Source organism: Halomonas sp. A40-4, from assembly GCF_015767635.1.
Classification (GTDB): Bacteria; Pseudomonadota; Gammaproteobacteria; order Pseudomonadales; family Halomonadaceae; genus Vreelandella; species Vreelandella janggokensis.
Map to the genome: position 1 here is coordinate 1,659,776 of NZ_CP065230.1, position 16,444 is coordinate 1,676,219.

Consider the following 16,444-nt stretch of genomic DNA (forward strand, 5'->3'; position numbering starts at 1 on the left):
ATCATCCTTCTATGGTGCCTGGTAAACAATCCGACACGTTAACACTTGCTAGGTTCATGTTGCGTGGCGCTGTTAAAATAGCCGTGTTTACACTAGGCTTGCCGCTTTTGGCGAGCGGGGGACCTCATGAAAGTAATCCAAATAGACCAGGCAGCACAGCAGGATGCCTGCCTGGCACGGCTGTGTGCAGAGGTTTATGGCCAATCCGCCGGGCTGACGCCGCTCGTGGTATTTACCGGTACACGCAATGTACTTCTGGCCGAAGAAGCCGCGCGCTTGGTGGCGGCGGTCGACGGCGAAGGCAAGCCCCAGGCTCTCGCGCTGCTCGTGTTGGACGAAGAGGGCGAAGGGATGGCGCTTACCCACGCCTGCGATCTGGTGGCTCACCAGGCAAAGGCGTGGCTGGTAAATGAGTTGGCGCTAAAAGCGCCGCTGCGTGTTGATGCTAGCGACGCTGCACAGGAAGCGTTTTATCAGCAGTGCGGCATTAAGCGCTGGCTGGACGGTGCCGAGGGTCAGCGGATCGGGTTAGGCGCTCGTCACCCGGCCAATACCATCGAGCAGCTCACCGCGACGGTCACCCTCGACGAGGCGCTGATTTTACGCCGCTTCAAGCATGACCCGGCAGCGTTTGAGCAGGCTAAACAGTTATTTGTCGATGGCCTGGCCCATTTCCCCGAAGCCTTTTAAAGGCCAATCTTGCAGTGACCAGGCGGCTACTTTTTCGCCAGCTCGCGCATGGCGGTTTCCAGCCCTTCCATGGTCATGGGGTACATGCGGTCATCAATGATTTCGCGGATTAGTTGGGTAGAGTAAGTGTACTCCCATGCCCGGGGTGGCATCGGGTTAAGCCACGCCAGGCGGGGAAACGTTTCGCATAAACGCTTCAGCCACACGCCGCCCGCTTCGTCGTTAAAGTGCTCTACGCTACCGCCGGGGTGGGTGACCTCATAGGGCGACATGGCCGCGTCACCGACAATCACGACCTGGTAATCCGCGCCGTAGGTGTGCAAAACATCCATGGTCGGAATCCGCTCGTTACCCCGACGCATGTTGTTTCGCCAAACCCCTTCGTAAAGGCAGTTATGAAAGTAGTAGTGCTCCAGGTGCTTGAACTCTGAACGGGCGGCAGAGAAGAGTTCTTCGCAGACGCGAATATGATCATCCATCGAGCCGCCCACATCCAGAAACAGCAGCACCTTCACCGCGTTATGGCGTTCTGGGCGCATCTGGACGTTGAGTAGCCCGGCGTCCTTGGCGGTTTCGCGAATGGTGCTATCCACGTCGAATTCTTCAAGCGCGCCCTGGCGGGCAAACTTGCGCAATCGACGCAGCGCCATTTTGATATTGCGCGTGCCCAGCTCCAGCGAGTCATCGTAGTCGCGAAAGCGCCGCTCGTCCCATACCTTGGTGGCGCGCCGGTGGCGTGAACCATCCTGACCGATGCGAATGCCTTCGGGGTTATAGCCGTAGGCGCCAAATGGGCTGGTGCCGCCGGTGCCAATCCATTTGTTACCGCCCGCGTGGCGTTCTTTCTGCTCTTCCAGGCGTTTTTTAAATGTCTCAATCAGCTCTTCGAGGCCGCCCAGGGATTCGATCTTGGCTTTCTCTTCGTCCGTCAGTTGCTTCTCGAACTCACGGCGCAGCCAATCGTCGGGGATCAGCGCTTCAATGGCGGCGTCCATGTCCTCAAGGCCTTTAAACCAGGCGGCAAAGGCACGGTCAAAGCGGTCGAAGTAGCGCTCGTCCTTGACCATCACCGTACGTGCCACCTGATAAAACGCTTCCATATCGGCAAATACCACGCCGCGCTCTACCACGGCGTGAAGGTCGAGCAGCTCGCGCAGCGAGACCGGCACGCCTGAGCGTTTTAAAGTTTCAAACAAGCCGATAAACATGGCTTAGCGGCCCCTGCCTTTCTGGCGACGGATCATGAACGCCAGGCGTTCAAGCAACTGAGTATCCTGCTCGTTCTTGACCAGCGCACCGGCCATGGGCGGCAGCGCTTTTGCCGGGTCGCGGTTATAAAGCGCTTCCTGAGCCAGCTCATCAGCCATCAGCAGTTTCAGCCAGTCCACCAGTTCCGAGGTTGAGGGCTTTTTCTTCAGTCCCGGAGCATCACGCAGGTCGAAAAAGACTTCCAGGGCTTCGCTGACCAGCCGGGGAGCGATGTCAGGAAAGTGCACATCGACAATTGCCTGCATGGTCTCGCGGTCGGGGAATTCGATATAGTGAAAAAAGCAGCGGCGCAGGAACGCATCCGGCAGCTCTTTTTCGTTGTTGGAGGTGATAACGATGATCGGGCGATACTCGGCGCGGATGGTTTCGCCGGTCTCGTAAACGTGAAACTCCATCCGATCCAGCTCCTGGAGCAGGTCGTTGGGGAATTCGATATCGGCCTTGTCGATCTCGTCGATCAGCAACACCACCCGCTCGCCAGTGCTGAACGCTTCCCAAAGCTTGCCGGGCTTGATGTAGTTGGCGACGTTCTCGACCCCTTCCACACCCAGCTGTGAATCGCGCAGGCGGCTGACGGCATCGTACTCATAAAGCCCCTGGGCTGCCTTGGTGCTGGATTTGATGTGCCATGTGATCAACTGGGTACCGAGCGACTCTGCCAGTTCTTCGGCCAGCAGGGTTTTGCCGGTGCCCGGTTCGCCCTTGATCAACAGCGGACGCTCTAGCACCACGGCAGCATTGACTGCCTGCTTGAGCGCATCAGTGGCAATATAGGAAGAGGTGGAATCAAACGCCATGGAAGGAGCCTCGGCTTGTCGAATGCGTGTTAAAGGATTCAAACAAGTGTACGTGAGGGCTATCCCAAGGCCAACAGCCTTCTCTGGCGTGTCTTTGTTTACCCTTGCCAATTCGGCGGCACGATGCCTTGGCGCTGCATTTGCCGGTAGATCGTGGGCCGAGAAACCCCTAGCGCGCGAGCCACGGCGCTTATGTTCCAGTGCTGCTCCTTGAGAGTTGTCAGCAACGTGGGATCGGTGTCGTGATTCATTTCCGAAGCCGGGGGAGATGCCTGCCGTGTGATGCGTTGGCTAAGGCACTGATCGGGCAGATCATGAACGGTGATTTCGTCGCTTTCCGAGGTGGCCAGGGCAAACGCCAGTGCATTTTTTAGCTGGCGGATATTGCCCGGCCAGGCGTAGGCGAGCAGGGCGCTGATGGCATCGGCCCTTAGCCTGGGTGAGGCGTTGCCGCCGCGTTCGCTGACCACGTCGTTAAACACCTGGCGAATCACGTAGAGCTTATCGGCACGTTCACGCAGCGCGGGCAGGCGCAGTTGAGCCCCGTTTAGGCGGTAGTAGAGGTCTTCGCGGAACTCGCCCTGCTGAATCATTGACTCGATATTGCGGTGGGTGGCGGTAATGACCCGAATATCCACCTTCACAGGCGTATTGGCACCCAGCGGCATGACCTCCCGTTCTGCCAGTACGCGCAGCAGCCGGGTTTGTAGGGCTAGCGGCATATCGCCGATTTCATCCAGAAACAGCGTGCCGCCGTGGGCCTGGGGAATCAGCCCGCGCATTCCCTTGGCGCGCCCGCCGGTAAAGGCGCCGGGTTCGTAACCAAACAGCTCGCTTTCGATGAGCGCTTCCGGGATTGCGGCGCAGTTCACCGCAATAAACGGATAGTTGGCGCGGTTACCGCTTTCGTGGAGGGCGCGGGCGATGACCTCTTTGCCGGTGCCGGTTTCTCCGCTAATCAGTACATTGACACTGGTTTCATTACGCAAACGTTCAGCGAGCTTCTGTACCTTGCGCATGGCAGGGTCATCCGCGCCTAAGCGTGCCAGCGATTCTGGCAGTGAGGCACTGGCCGGTTTTGTCGGCTGGCTCGAGCGGGGGCGCTTGGGTTCCAACAGGCTGATAAAGTAAATGGTGTTGTTGGCGCGTGCCCGAAAAGCGCGGAGCTGGTCGTCGGTGGCGCTGTTGATGCTCAAGACATCGGTAATTTCGCACTCGAATAATTCGCCTAGCATGGGCGTAGGGTTTGTCGACCAGGGTGGCCAGCGACGCTGGTGTTCGGCGATCAACTCACGGCCTATCGCATTGGCGGCAATCACTTGCCCGTTCTCTTCAATGGCGATGAGCCCGCGTCCGTTAACGTGCACAAATTCCCGCGACGTATCCAGACGCACCATCAGACAGTCTCGATAGCGCTGTAAAAAGTAAGCGTCTTCAATCATGCGTGCGTAGAGCGTCACCAGCGAAAGGCTGAAATTCTGGCTCTCACGCTGAGTAGGCGATTGCAGTGCGGATATATCCAGCACGGCCATTACATTGCCCTGGGGGTCGGCAATGGGCGCGGCGGTGCAGGTGAGCGAAATATGCGAGGCGTCGAAGTGTTCCTGGCGGTGACAGATGATCGCCTGTCGGTCGTGCAGGCAGGTGCCTACGGCGCAGGTGCCTGCAAAGCGCTCGTCCCAGTCAGCGCCCAAGTAGAGCCCGGCCTTGCGCAATTGCTGATCCTGGCGTGGGTCGCCGCGAAACTCGACCGTGATACCGCGTTGGTCGGTTAGCAGCAGGACATAGCCAAGCTGGGAAATTTGTCCATAAAGCTGTTCAACGCCCGCCCGGGCCACGTGCAGCAATTCATCCACCGATTCACGATGTTCCAGCAATGTCTGTTGTGGCACGACGCGCGCGGGTCGTGGTTGAGTCGGGTCCAACTGGTATTCGTTCAAGCAGCGCAGCCAAGAATGGCGAATCATTTCCTGGGCGGGTGTATGGGGCGAATCCAGGCCTTCGCCGAGCTGAAACACATGCTCAATATGCTGGCGCTGAACGGATCGTAGCTGCGCAGGCAGGGGCGAGTTGGTCGGCATGGTATTCCTCACGTCGCGCTTTGTTGTTGTCCTTCCAGACTATGCGCTTTGGGTAAGGTGTCAACGCGGCTGAATTACACCGTTAGTCGCTAGTTACACTTGTAACGTCCGGGTGTAAAGGGTGTGACAGGTGTACACCTCTGCGGTGTTTTATGACTGCCTTTTATTTCTCGATTTATCAGTGTCTTAGGTAGTCTTTAAGGCACTTGGCACGGCGGGTGCTTAGGAATTGTTGAATCATGGCTGATTCAACAATAACAAACCTGACCTGGAGTACCGATATGACACAGCCAACCGCCACGGCCATTGTACAAGCATGGCTGACCAACGTTGACGCCGCTCTGCAAGCCAAGAATATTCAGCAGGTAGTCTCTCTATTTGGCGATGAGTGCTATTGGCGCGATTTCCTTACCTTTACCTGGAATTTAAAAACCTGTGAAGGTAAAGACGAGATTCAGGCCATGCTGAACGCAACGTTAGATAATGCGCGTCCGTCCAACTGGCAGCTTGAAGGCGAAGCAACCCAAAATGGCGATATCGCCGAGGCGTGGTTCACCTTTGAGACCGCGGTTGCCAGCGGCAAAGGCTACCTGCGGCTGAAAGAGGGGAAGTGCTGGACACTGCTCACCACGATGCAGTCCCTGCACGACTTCCCTGAACCCCGTAATCACAACCGCCCCAAAGGCGCTGAGCACGGCGCCAATAAGCAGCGTGAAACCTGGCTGGAAGCACGACAGCGCGAAGAAGCGGAACTTGGCTACACACAGCAGCCTTACTGCGTGATTATTGGCGGCGGCCAGGGCGGTATCGGCTTGGGCGCGCGACTAAAGCAGATGGGCGTGCCGACCATTATTATCGAGCGCAACGAACGTGCCGGGGACTCCTGGCGAAATCGCTATAAGTCGCTCTGCCTGCATGATCCCGTCTGGTACGACCACCTTCCCTATATTCCTTTCCCTGAAAACTGGCCGGTGTTTGCGCCCAAAGACAAGGTGGGCGATTGGCTGGAGATGTACACAAAGGTGATGGAGCTCAATTATTGGAGTTCCACCGAGTGTCAGAATGCACACTTCGACGAAACCGCAGGCGAGTGGGTGGTGAACGTGAAGCGCGACGGCGAAGCGATCACTTTGCGACCCAAGCAGCTCGTCATGGCCACCGGGATGTCGGGGATGCCCAATGTGCCGACATTTACCGGTGCAGAAAGCTTTGAAGGCGAGCAGCAGCACTCCAGCCAGCATCCGGGGCCAGACGCTTACACTGGTAAAAAGTGCGTCATTGTGGGGTCGAATAACTCCGCCCACGATATTGCCGCGGCACTTTGGGAGCACGACGCCGATGTCACCATGCTGCAACGCTCATCCACCCATATTGTGAAGTCGGATTCGCTGATGGAGGAAGTGCTGGGGCCGCTCTACTCCGAAGAGGCGGTGGCGAGTGGCTTAACCCATGACAAGGCTGATCTGATTTTTGCTTCGATTCCCTACAAGGTGCTGCCGGACTTTCAGCGCCCGGCGTTTGAGGCGATCAAACAGCGCGACGCCGAGTTCTATCAGAAGCTAGAAGATGCGGGCTTTATGCTCGATTTTGGTGACGACGACTCGGGTCTGTTCTTGAAGTACCTGCGCCGGGGCTCGGGTTACTACATCGATGTGGGCGCCTGTGATCTGGTCGCCAGTGGCGATATCAAACTGCGCAGCGGCGTAGGGATAGAGCGCATCAACCCGCACTCCATCACGCTTACCGATGGCAGTGAGCTAGCAGCAGATTTGATCGTTTATGCCACCGGCTATGGCTCCATGAACGGCTGGGCAGCCAGACTTATCTCCCAGGAGGTGGCGGATAAAGTCGGCAAGTGTTGGGGCTTGGGCTCCGACACCACCAAAGACCCCGGCCCCTGGGAGGGCGAGCTGCGCAACATGTGGAAACCCACCCAGCAGGAGGCGCTGTGGTTCCACGGCGGCAATCTGCACCAGTCGCGGCACTACTCACACTATCTGGCGCTGCAGTTGAAAGCCCGCATGGAGGGGCTGGCAACGCCTGTCTACGGCCTGCAGCCGGTGCATCACACGTCTTAACAGGAAGGGAAAGCCATGCGCCAGTCAAGCATGCAAGCAGCATTTCAGAGCAAGAGTGTGCACTGCATCATCATGACTCGCTTGACGGGAAAATTGATCGTTCGTGGTGCGCATAAGTTCTGGAAAAAAGGTGAGCGACAGGGGATAGTAGAGCTTTTATTTTATAACTAATTGATTGTTAATGATTTTTAAAATAGTGGCACGCTTGTCGCTATATAATTGGGTGTAAGGCAATTGAAAAGAGTCGAGCACGATTGACGTTGTGATTGAAACCGACTTTCCCTTCATTGCCTATATCGCAGCCGTTTGGCTTGCGATACACCGAGTGAGCTGGCGTGCTCCACCTGGGTCCCCTTCGGGGGACTTTTTTTTGCGTGTAATTCGGCCCTCTCTCTTCTCTGCATATTTTGTGCTTAATATTATAACAAAATTTTACGTGACGTTTAGAAACAGTGTTCGTATACTCATTTCTGTACAAGTTATCGAAGCGTCGCCGATGGTATGAACGTAGACGTTGTAGACGTGAGTGATATGTGACGCTTGATAACGGACTCCAAGCGAAAGTTGAGAGGATGACCCTGATGAGCCAATTCAAAATTGTAACAGCCGCTGTGATTACCGCTGGCTTTGCCATGGCAAGCCAAGCCGCGCTTGCGTACACCGCGGGTGATGTTTTTGTTCGCGGTGGGGTCGCTAAAACGGACATCGCTTCCGACGACACCAATGCAGGGGGAGCAGACTTCGACGTTGAAAGTGAAAACGGCTATAGCTACGGCGTTGGTTATCTGTTCCATGACAAGTTCGGCATCGAGCTTAACAGCGGTGAAGGCTTTGAGCATGACCTGACGACGGCCGCCGGTGATGCCGGTAGCGTCGAGCGTCTGCCGGTTAATGCGCTGTTCAACTACTACCCGATGGGCGGTGTCGATTCGCGTATTCAGCCTTACGTAGGTGTGGGTCTTAACTACACCAACTTCTACAGCGAAGACATTGGCCCCGGTGTCAAAGTCGACGACAGCTTTGGTGCCATTGGCCAGGCGGGTCTTGATCTGGCCGTGACCAACAACATCATGCTTAACGGCTATGTCAGCTATGCCGACGTGGACGCCGACATTACATCCAACGGTAACAACGTTGGTGCTGTTGACATTGATCCGGTGACCGTTGGTGGTGGTGTTACCTACCGCTTCTAATCGGCCATATCGAACGCACATCGTTGCGTTAGCCTAGCTAGAACAAACGCCCAGCTCAGCTGGGCGTTTTTGTATCGGGCGTATACGAATATTGGCTAAGGGGTCAGGTTATCCGGCCCCTGGTCGGTCACGGCAATATTGTCTTCAATACGAATACCACCGCAGGGCATGCAGTGATCCACCAGCGTCCAGTTGATGGGCAGCGATGTCTCTCGCAGAGGGGCTAACAGCATGGGAATGAAATAAAGCCCGGGCTCGATGGTCACGACCATGCCGCTGGAAAGCGTACGCGTGAGACGAAGCGCCGGATGTCCGTTGGGCGCCGGAGCTGCAGTGCCGTCTGGATGGCGTAAACCGGCCACGTCATGCACCTGTAATCCCAGCGAGTGGCCCAACCCATGCGGGCAGAACGCGCGCGTCACGCCTTCATCGATAGCCTGTTCGCGGCTGCCTCGGAAGAGGTCATGGGTAATGAGAATATCGCCCAGCCGCTGGTGCATTTGCTCGTGCAGCGCGATGAAATCCGTACCCGCTGTAACACCTTGAACCAGCTCGTCTTTCAGGTCGTGCACGGCGCCCACCAGCTCGCCGAATAGCGCCGGGGCATCTGGTCCGGCGTGGGTGCGGGTGATATCCGCGCAGTAACCACGAAAGCGTCTTCCGGCATCGACGAGCAGGCTATGGCGTCGCCTGGGCGGGCTTGTGTCGTAGTACTGGTAGTGGAGGACGCCCGCGTGGTCGTTCAGGCCGATAATATTCTGGTAGGGAACCGCCGACTCGCGCTGGCGGCTAGCTGCCAGGTAGGCAAGTTGAATATCCAGCTCGCCGGACGCGCCCAGGAAGGCTGCCTGGGCGGCCTCGTGTCCGGCGATCGCGAGCCGGTTGGCTTCACGTAGGCAGGCGATTTCATAGTCAGACTTGCCGATGCGAAGCTCGTCCAGGCGATTCAACAAGGTGGCAGGGTTCAGTTGCGCCTTCAGGCTGGCGCCGGGTAACTGTGCCACATCGCCGATAATTGCGGCGTGGCCATCCAGCGCGGGGCTGACGTGGTCGCTGCAGAGGTGGATATCGAATTCGTCGACCCAGGGTTCTTCGGGAAGCCGGGTCGGCAGGTGCCAAAAGTCCGCCGGGGCATAGAGGTAAAGTTGTGGCCGCTGATGAGGGCGTATCACCAGCCAGCTATGTTGCACGTCGGCCAGTGGCACCCAGTGCATGAAATGACCGTAGGTCTGGAAGGGGGGTGCCTGATCGTCGGCAAAGTAGGCGTTGGTGTGCCCGCTGTATATGGCCAGGCTGTCGAGCTGGTGCTCGTCAAGCAAGGCAGTATAGTCGCGCTGCAGGCGTGTCAGGTGCTCTTGCTGTAACCGATGTAGTTGGGATGACATGCAGGGTCTCTAGTAAGTGCGAAAGTGTGGGAGTTCACTCCAGAAGGCGTCCAGCTCTCCATGGTGCTGGCCCTGGTGGCGGTAGAGGCGAAGCTCCATGGGGACATCCCAGCGGCTGTCGCCGGCGCGGACCAGACTGCCCTGGCGAAGCTCAGCCTCGACGTTGCGTTCGGGCAGCCAACTCATTCCGTAGCCGAGCAGCACCAGTTCCTTGATACCTGCCGCATAGAGGTTTTCGCTCTGGGCATTTAAATAGCTGCTCTGGGGTAATCGTGCCAGGTGGGCGGTCACCGCTGAGCCTAGCAGGCCTCGTTGTGGGTAGGCGAGCCAGGGAAGTGGCTGCTGGCGGCTGCCTGGCAATAACGCTCTTGGCGCCGAGTGATCGTCAACACCGGTCACCGGAATCAGGCGTTCATGGCCGATCACACGGTAGGTGCAGGAACTGGTGTCGATGTCCAGGTCGCAGCGCCCAATCGGCCAGTAGCAAATCGCCAGGTCGCATTCGCCGCGCTGGAGCGCCTGGAAATAGTCGCTGGCCACCCAGCCAGTGGCGCGCAGATAGGGTTGAACACGCTCCTGCCAGCCGGTTGTGGCCAGCCACTCGGGTAGAAATTGCCCCAACAGGCTCTGTGGAGCAGCCACCATGATGCGTCGTTTCTGCCCCGCGCTGATTTCCCGAACGCGGTCTCGCGTCAGGCGAACGCGGTCAGTTACCTGCTCGCACAGCAGCAAGAACTCGTCTCCCGCCGGGGTCAAGGAAAGCGGCAGTGTTTGCCGGTTGATCAGCGTCACGCCCATTTCCTCTTCCAGCAGCTTGATACGCCGGGAAAAAGTAGGTTGGGTGACGTTCTGTTCATCAGCAGCTCGGGAGAAGTGTCGCGTTCTGGCCAGGGCGATAAAGTCTTCTAGCCAGCGAATTTCCATGCTTTACCTCTCCATGCATAGCGCCATCTAAGGTTCGACGACCGCCTCATAGGCGGCCTTCTTCAACAGCGTGGCACGCAACCCGCGTGCCGTCATCCTGTGTCTGCAGGACAGGGATTTCTTGTTTACAGCGCGCATTGGCATGGGGGCAACGGCCATGAAACACGCAGCCGGTGGGCAGGTTAACCGGTGTAGGTACTTCGCCGGAGAGCCGGATGTGCTGGGGGCGGTCGTCTTCAAGCCGTGGAATCGCCGACAGCAACGCCTGAGTATAAGGATGGCGAGGCTTGGCGAATAATGTCGAGGTGGTAGCAATTTCACATACCGTGCCCAGGTACATGACGGCAACACGGGTCCCGAAATGCTCGACGACTGCCAGGTCGTGGGTGATAAACAGATAGGTCAGGTTGCGCTCTTGCTGAGCTTCCATGAGCAGGTTGAGTACCTGCGCCTGAATGGAGACGTCCAGCGCGGAAATGGGCTCATCGGCGACGATAAACTCGGGGTCAACGGCCAGGGCGCGGGCAATGGCAATACGCTGGCGCTGGCCGCCGGAAAATTCGTGGCCGAAGCGCTTGCCCCAGTCCGGGTCAATGCCCACCGACCGCATGACGTCTTCGACCTTCTGTTCAATTTTTTCACGGTCCCAGTCGGGGTGGTGAAGACGCAGCGGCTCCTCCAGCGTTTGCTGGATGGTCATGCGGGGGTTGAGCGACGCATAGGGGTTCTGAAAAATCATCTGCATGCGCTTGCGGTAGGGCAGCAGTTGCCGCGAACTCAGGTTGTCAATGCGCTCGCCTGCGTAGCGAATCTCGCCTTCGGAAGGGGTAATCAGCCCCATTACCATGCGTGCAACGGTGGATTTGCCGCAGCCGGACTCGCCCACTACGCAAAGCGCTTCGCCGCGTTTTATGTCGAGATCGACGCCATTGATGGCGTGCACATATTCCTGGTGGCGAACCAGCTTGCCACCCTTGAAGCGTAATTGTTCAAGAAAATCGCCCGACAACGAAAAGCGCTTGTTCAAGCCTCGAATCTGCAACAGCGAGTCGTCACTTTTCTCGTTCTGGGTCGGCGTCGGGTGGGCCGCCTTGGCCTCAGCGGGCGCGGTCATGAGGTTTCCTCCTTCAAGCGGCGGTCTTCAATCATTTCAGCGACCATGTGGCACGCCACGCGGCAGTTGCCGGACTCGACAAAGCCTGGAACCTGCTCGGTGCAGGCGGGGCGGGGCTTTCCGTCTGCGCGATTGATAAAGTTACAGCGCGGGTGAAACGCGCAGCCGCTGGGCAGGTTTGAAAGCGATGGCATGCTGCCGCGGATTTGATTGAGCTTTTCGCCGGGGGTGGCCATCTGCGGCAGGGCGTTAATCAGCCCTTGGGTGTAGGGGTGCTGCGGGTCGTTGATGATTTCCCGCGTGGGCCCTTGTTCGATCACACGGCCGGCGTACATGACCAGCATGCGCTGAGTCACCTGGCTGACCACACCCAGGTCGTGGGTGATCAGAATCAAGCCGACGTTGTGCTGCTCGCAGAGTTCCAGAAGCAACGCCATGATTTCGGCCTGAATGGTCACGTCCAACGCCGTGGTGGGCTCGTCGGCAATGATGATATCCGGGTCCAGCAGTAGTGCGATGGCAATGATCACCCGCTGGCGCATGCCACCGGAAAGCTCGTGGGGGTACTGATCCAGGCGGGTTTCCGGCGATGGGATCTGTACCTGGCGCAGTTTATCCAGACAAATCGCGCGCGCCTCCTTGCCGGAAATACGCCGGTGAGCCTTCAGGCACTCGACCATCTGTTCACCGATGGAGAGCACCGGGTTCAGCGTCATCATCGGGTCCTGGAAAATCATCGAGATGCGGTTGCCACGTACCTTGCGCAGGCCACGCTCGGACATGGTGTTGAGCGTCTTGCCCTCGAAGTTGATGCTGCCCCCGGCAATAAAGCCGGGCTTGGCAATCAGGTTGAGCAGTGAAAACGCGGCCACGGATTTACCGGCGCCAGATTCGCCGACAATGCCTAAGCGCTCGCTACGTTCAAGGGTAAAATTGACGTCGCGCAGTGCGCGCACTTCGCCCTGGCGCAGGCCGAAGCGCACGTCCAGATTTGTCACTTCCAGTAGTGCCATGGTGTCCTCAGCCTTTGTAGAGTCGCGGGTTCATAACGTCACGGAGCCAGTCGCCCAGCAGGTTGATGGACAAGACCAGTACCACCAGTAACGCCCCGGGAATGAGCGTGATCCACCACGAACCCGACTGGATATAGTCGAACCCGGATTTGATCAGCGAGCCAAGCGACGGGTGGGTTTCGGGCATACCCAGGCCGAGAAACGACAGGGCGGCTTCTGAAATGATGGCGTTGGCAATCTGTACCGTCGAAATGACGAAGATCGGCGACAGGGTGTTGGGCAGCACATGGCGGAACATGATGCGTTTGCTTCTGAGCCCCATGACGCGGGCGGCGTCGACGTATTCCTTGTTCTTCTCGGCGAGCACCGAGGCGCGCACGGTACGCGCATATTGGGGCCACTCGGCAAGGCCGATAATCAGCACCAGCAGCGGCACGGCGTAGGCGCTGAACGTCTCGCCGCCAAAAATCGCCTTGACCAGCGCGCCGACGATAATCGCGACCATCAGGGTCGAGAATGACAGCTGGATATCGGCGAGACGCATCAGGAAAGCATCGATACGACCACCCAGATAGCCGGCGAGCAGGCCAAAACAGACGCCGATCAGCGCCTGAAGAGCCACGGCGCCAAAACCGATAATCAGCGACACGCGCGCGCCGTACAGAATCGTCGAGAGCATATCCCGGCCCTGGGCGTCGGTGCCCAGCAGGTACTGGGCGTCGCTACCCTCGACCCAGAACGGCGGCAGTTCCGAGGCGAGAATATCGATTTGTGCCAGGTCATAGGGGTTCATGGGCGAAAGCCACGGCGCGAGCACGGCGACGGCGACCAGCGCGATGAATACCACCAGACTGACCTGAGCGACCATGTCGCGTTTGAAGCTGTAAAACAGATACGAGTCGCGGAAGCGTTCCCAGCGGCTGGGAAGCGCGGAAGAAGATGCATTCATGCGGGCTTTCCGGTGAGTTTGATAGTGGGGTTAACCAGGCCATAAATCAGGTCGACGATCGTATTGGTGATCACGAATATCAGGCCCACGATCATGAGATAGGTCACGATGAGCGGAATATCAGAACGCTCGATGGCATCCAGGAACATCAGCCCCATGCCGGGCCACTGGAAGACGGTTTCGGTCAGGATGGTGTAGGCGACCAGCGTACCAATCTGCACGCCGCCGACGGTGATGACCGGCAGCATGGTATTTTTCAAGGCGTGCAGAAAATAGATGCGACGCATGGAAATGCCCTTGGCCCGCGCAAACTTGACGTAGTCCGACTGCATCACCTCGAGCATTTCGGCACGGATCAGGCGAATAAACAGCGGCAGCATGATGGAGGCCAGTGAAACGGCGGGGAGTACCAGGTAGGTCAGCCCCTCCAGGCTTGCAAAGTTGGTTTCCCAGGTGCCAAACACGGGGACCGGATCACCTCGGCCGTAAGCAGGCATGCCCCCCTCGGTGGAGATCACGCCGTTGAGCCAACTGCCCCAGGCGGTATCGACGGGAAAAGGAGTCCAGCTGACGCCGATGGCAAACAGTTGAATCAGCATGATCGCGGTAAGAAATACCGGGATCGAGATGCCGACAATCGAGACGCCCATAAAAAAGCGGGAAAGCCAGGCGCGAGGTTTGATGGCGCTATAAACGCCAATCGGCACCGACAGGGTGATGATTAAAAAGGTAGCCGCGGCCACGAGCTCCAGCGTCGCCGGTAGGTGGCGCGCAATGACTTCGGTGGTGGGCTGGTTGAAAACGTATGAATAGCCGAAATCAAACTGCGCTGCATTAACTGCAAAGCGCGCGTACTGCACCAGGAAAGGATCGTTGAGCCCAAGCTCTTCACGAAGTTCGGCACGTTCGCTCTCCGGTACCGACTGGCCGACCATCTGTTGAATCGGGTCGCCCAGGTTATCTTGTATAGCGAAGGCAATGATGCTGATGACAAACATCACCAGCAGCGCATGGAAGAGGCGCTTAACCAAAAAGGCGATCATGAAAACGTTTCCGTCAGTAAAACAGGTAGGGCTCGCCCCGAAGCGGATAACCTCGGGGCGAGCTTTTCGAATGACGCTGGATTAATTCACTGGCGCCTTATTCGGCGTCCATGACCAGGTCACCCAGGTAGGGGAAGTTCATCACGTTGACCACCGGCTCGATGTTGACGTGATTGGCCGACGCCCAGGCCAGGTCCTGCCAATGCAGCGGTATAATCGCAGCTTCGTCGTAAAGTGTTTGCTCGACTTCCTGAAGCATGGCCGCACGCTTGGCGCGATCCACTTCCACGTTGGCCTCGGCCACCAGTGCATCAAGCTCTGGATTGCAGTAGTTACCTGCATTGTACTGTCCGGCGCCGGTGTCCGGATCCGGGCAGGCCGTCAAGTATTCGTGGAAATTGGCGCTGTCTTCGGTGTCTGCGTGCCAGCCGATCAGCATCATGTCGGCGGCGCGGTCATCGTACTCGCCCCAGTATTGTGCTTTGGGAAGCGTGCTCAGATCCACGTTGACGTTGATGCGAGCCAGCATCGCTGCCACGGCCTGGGCAATCTTGGCATCGTTCACGTAGCGGTTGTTGGGCGCCATCATCGTGATGTCAAAGCCGTCTTCATAGCCTGCTTCGGCCATCAGTTCCTTGGCACGCTCCAGGTCGTGGCGAAGCTCAAGGCTTTCGATATGACCAGCGTAACCTTCCGGAGAAAACTGCGCGGCAGGCGTGGCAAAGCCTTTCATCAACCGGTCAGCAATTGCTTCCTGATTAACGGCGTAGGCAAAGGCTTGACGTACGCGTGGATCCTGGAACGCCTCGACACGCTCCTGGTTCATGTGGAAGAAGATGATTCGCGTGCCCGACATCGTTACGAGCTGGGCGTCTTCGCTTTCGCGAACGCGTTCCAGGTCATTGGGCGGTACCGGGGCAATGAAATCAACGTCGCCGGAAAGCAGTGCCGCCACGCGGGTCGCGTTTTCACTGATGGGCGTGAGGATGATGTTATCGACATTGCCCGGTGATTCGGTGTCCCAATAGTTAGGGTTGCGCTCGAACTCGGTACGAACACCCTGCTGACGATCGGCGACGGTATAAGGGCCGGTGCCTGAAACGTTACGTGAGGCAAAGGAGTTGCCGTTTTTGACGATTTCGTCTTTCGGGTCACCGTCCTCGGCTTCTCCTGAATAGAAGGCGCTATCCATGGGAAAGACGTAAGTCGCCAGGTTCAACAGCAGCGGGTAGGGTGTCTTGGTGGTGATTTCTACCGTGTAGTCGTCAACGGCAGTGACGCTTTCGATGGGGTCAAAAATCGCTTTGAAGTCAGGACTGCGCTGGAGACGCTCGATAGTCCAGACGACATCGTCGGCAGTGAAGGCGTTTCCGCTGTGAAATTCAACCCCTTCGCGCAGCGACATACGCATGGTGGTGTCGTCGATGCGTTCCCAGTCAGAGGCCAGGCGCGGCTCGAATTCAAGCGCATCATTCCAGCGCACGAGCGGGTCGTGGGTCATGTGCGACAGCTGCAGGATCCCGCCCGACAGCTGTTCGTGAATATCCAGCGATACCGGGTCGGCATCGTAGGCCATACGCAGCGTGTTTTCGGCCTGTGCGGCAGTGGACAGGAGGGCTGTGCTGGCAAGCGTTGCGCCAATCACGGAAGCTAGTAGCGTTTTTTTAAACGTCATCATTATTCCTAATCGTTGTTCCCAAGAAGGATTATTGTTTGTTCGCTTTGCTGCTCTGCCACGCACCCTTGATGTTTCAGGGGGCGCATAACGGCAACAAAACAGACACGGTCAGCTCGAAAGCTATGCGTCTAACATAGTGAGAGGCGAGGGTTCTCTACAATCGAAATAATGACTGACCTCATTCAGCATATGAATGAGGCAGGCGGTGGCGAGCGTTACGGAGAGGAATT

The 16,444-nt window shown here is 57.6% G+C and carries 14 protein-coding genes; 4 read left to right on the forward strand and 10 right to left on the reverse strand.

What is annotated here, in order from left to right:
* The first annotated feature begins 126 nt into the window (after positions 1-126).
* Complete coding sequence (locus tag IT895_RS07790) at positions 127-690, forward strand: hypothetical protein (RefSeq protein WP_199285202.1); 564 nt, start codon at positions 127-129, stop codon at positions 688-690.
* Between the two features lie 26 nt (positions 691-716).
* Here the strand turns inward: IT895_RS07790 and IT895_RS07795 are convergent, their stop codons facing one another.
* From IT895_RS07795 to IT895_RS07805, 3 genes are all read right to left on the reverse strand, one after another.
* Positions 717-1,898 (reverse strand): vWA domain-containing protein, encoded by a 1,182-nt coding sequence (locus IT895_RS07795; protein ID WP_085919250.1) that lies wholly within the window; start codon positions 1,896-1,898, stop codon positions 717-719.
* Between the two features lie 3 nt (positions 1,899-1,901).
* The gene (locus IT895_RS07800) at positions 1,902-2,756 is read right to left on the reverse strand and encodes an AAA family ATPase (protein WP_199285203.1); all 855 of its coding nucleotides are present in this window, start codon (positions 2,754-2,756) and stop codon (positions 1,902-1,904) included.
* A 98-nt stretch (positions 2,757-2,854) separates the two neighbouring features.
* Positions 2,855-4,837 (reverse strand): sigma-54-dependent Fis family transcriptional regulator, encoded by a 1,983-nt coding sequence (locus IT895_RS07805; RefSeq protein ID WP_199285204.1) that lies wholly within the window; start codon positions 4,835-4,837, stop codon positions 2,855-2,857.
* A gap of 281 nt (positions 4,838-5,118) precedes the next feature.
* Between IT895_RS07805 and IT895_RS07810 the strand changes: the two genes are divergently transcribed.
* The 3 genes from IT895_RS07810 to IT895_RS07820 all read left to right on the forward strand — a co-directional run bounded on the left by IT895_RS07810 (position 5,119) and on the right by IT895_RS07820 (position 8,108).
* Positions 5,119-6,915, forward strand: coding sequence for an NAD(P)/FAD-dependent oxidoreductase (locus IT895_RS07810; RefSeq protein WP_199285205.1), 1,797 nt, complete (start codon positions 5,119-5,121; stop codon positions 6,913-6,915).
* Between the two features lie 15 nt (positions 6,916-6,930).
* Entirely contained in the window at positions 6,931-7,086 is a 156-nt protein-coding gene (locus IT895_RS07815; protein WP_199285206.1) for a hypothetical protein, read from the forward strand.
* Between the two features lie 410 nt (positions 7,087-7,496).
* Positions 7,497-8,108 carry an OmpW/AlkL family protein gene (locus IT895_RS07820; protein WP_199285207.1) on the forward strand — a complete coding sequence of 204 codons (612 nt, stop codon included), beginning with the start codon at positions 7,497-7,499 and terminating at the stop codon, positions 8,106-8,108.
* A gap of 95 nt (positions 8,109-8,203) precedes the next feature.
* Here the strand turns inward: IT895_RS07820 and pepQ are convergent, their stop codons facing one another.
* From pepQ to IT895_RS07855, 7 genes are all read right to left on the reverse strand, one after another.
* Positions 8,204-9,493, reverse strand: coding sequence for a Xaa-Pro dipeptidase (gene pepQ / locus IT895_RS07825; protein ID WP_199285208.1), 1,290 nt, complete (start codon positions 9,491-9,493; stop codon positions 8,204-8,206).
* Positions 9,494-9,502: 9 nt separating this feature from the next.
* Positions 9,503-10,417 carry a LysR family transcriptional regulator gene (locus IT895_RS07830; RefSeq protein ID WP_085919256.1) on the reverse strand — a complete coding sequence of 305 codons (915 nt, stop codon included), beginning with the start codon at positions 10,415-10,417 and terminating at the stop codon, positions 9,503-9,505.
* Positions 10,418-10,463: 46 nt separating this feature from the next.
* Positions 10,464-11,531 carry an ABC transporter ATP-binding protein gene (locus IT895_RS07835; protein ID WP_199285209.1) on the reverse strand — a complete coding sequence of 356 codons (1,068 nt, stop codon included), beginning with the start codon at positions 11,529-11,531 and terminating at the stop codon, positions 10,464-10,466.
* A complete protein-coding gene (locus IT895_RS07840; RefSeq protein WP_199285210.1) occupies positions 11,528-12,544 on the reverse strand; it encodes an ABC transporter ATP-binding protein in 1,017 nt (338 codons plus the stop codon). The genes IT895_RS07835 and IT895_RS07840 overlap by 4 nt, the downstream gene beginning before the upstream one ends.
* A gap of 7 nt (positions 12,545-12,551) precedes the next feature.
* Positions 12,552-13,493: an ABC transporter permease gene (locus IT895_RS07845; protein WP_085919259.1), complete on the reverse strand. Its 942-nt coding sequence runs from the start codon at positions 13,491-13,493 to the stop codon at positions 12,552-12,554.
* Positions 13,490-14,536, reverse strand: coding sequence for an ABC transporter permease (locus tag IT895_RS07850; RefSeq protein ID WP_085919260.1), 1,047 nt, complete (start codon positions 14,534-14,536; stop codon positions 13,490-13,492). Before IT895_RS07850 ends, IT895_RS07845 begins: the two co-directional genes overlap by 4 nt.
* 97 nt (positions 14,537-14,633) lie before the next feature.
* The gene (locus IT895_RS07855; RefSeq protein WP_085919261.1) at positions 14,634-16,211 is read right to left on the reverse strand and encodes an ABC transporter substrate-binding protein; all 1,578 of its coding nucleotides are present in this window, start codon (positions 16,209-16,211) and stop codon (positions 14,634-14,636) included.
* Positions 16,212-16,444 lie beyond the last annotated feature (233 nt).

Coding starts and splice junctions, on each gene's coding strand:
- IT895_RS07790 (WP_199285202.1), top strand. CDS start 127: ATGAAAGTAATCCAAATAGACCAGGCAGCACAGCAGGATGCCTGCCTG.
- IT895_RS07795 (WP_085919250.1), bottom strand. CDS start 1,898: ATGTTTATCGGCTTGTTTGAAACTTTAAAACGCTCAGGCGTGCCGGTC.
- IT895_RS07800 (WP_199285203.1), bottom strand. CDS start 2,756: ATGGCGTTTGATTCCACCTCTTCCTATATTGCCACTGATGCGCTCAAG.
- IT895_RS07805 (WP_199285204.1), bottom strand. CDS start 4,837: ATGCCGACCAACTCGCCCCTGCCTGCGCAGCTACGATCCGTTCAGCGC.
- IT895_RS07810 (WP_199285205.1), top strand. CDS start 5,119: ATGACACAGCCAACCGCCACGGCCATTGTACAAGCATGGCTGACCAAC.
- IT895_RS07815 (WP_199285206.1), top strand. CDS start 6,931: ATGCGCCAGTCAAGCATGCAAGCAGCATTTCAGAGCAAGAGTGTGCAC.
- IT895_RS07820 (WP_199285207.1), top strand. CDS start 7,497: ATGAGCCAATTCAAAATTGTAACAGCCGCTGTGATTACCGCTGGCTTT.
- pepQ (WP_199285208.1), bottom strand. CDS start 9,493: ATGTCATCCCAACTACATCGGTTACAGCAAGAGCACCTGACACGCCTG.
- IT895_RS07830 (WP_085919256.1), bottom strand. CDS start 10,417: ATGGAAATTCGCTGGCTAGAAGACTTTATCGCCCTGGCCAGAACGCGA.
- IT895_RS07835 (WP_199285209.1), bottom strand. CDS start 11,531: ATGACCGCGCCCGCTGAGGCCAAGGCGGCCCACCCGACGCCGACCCAG.
- IT895_RS07840 (WP_199285210.1), bottom strand. CDS start 12,544: ATGGCACTACTGGAAGTGACAAATCTGGACGTGCGCTTCGGCCTGCGC.
- IT895_RS07845 (WP_085919259.1), bottom strand. CDS start 13,493: ATGAATGCATCTTCTTCCGCGCTTCCCAGCCGCTGGGAACGCTTCCGC.
- IT895_RS07850 (WP_085919260.1), bottom strand. CDS start 14,536: ATGATCGCCTTTTTGGTTAAGCGCCTCTTCCATGCGCTGCTGGTGATG.
- IT895_RS07855 (WP_085919261.1), bottom strand. CDS start 16,211: ATGACGTTTAAAAAAACGCTACTAGCTTCCGTGATTGGCGCAACGCTT.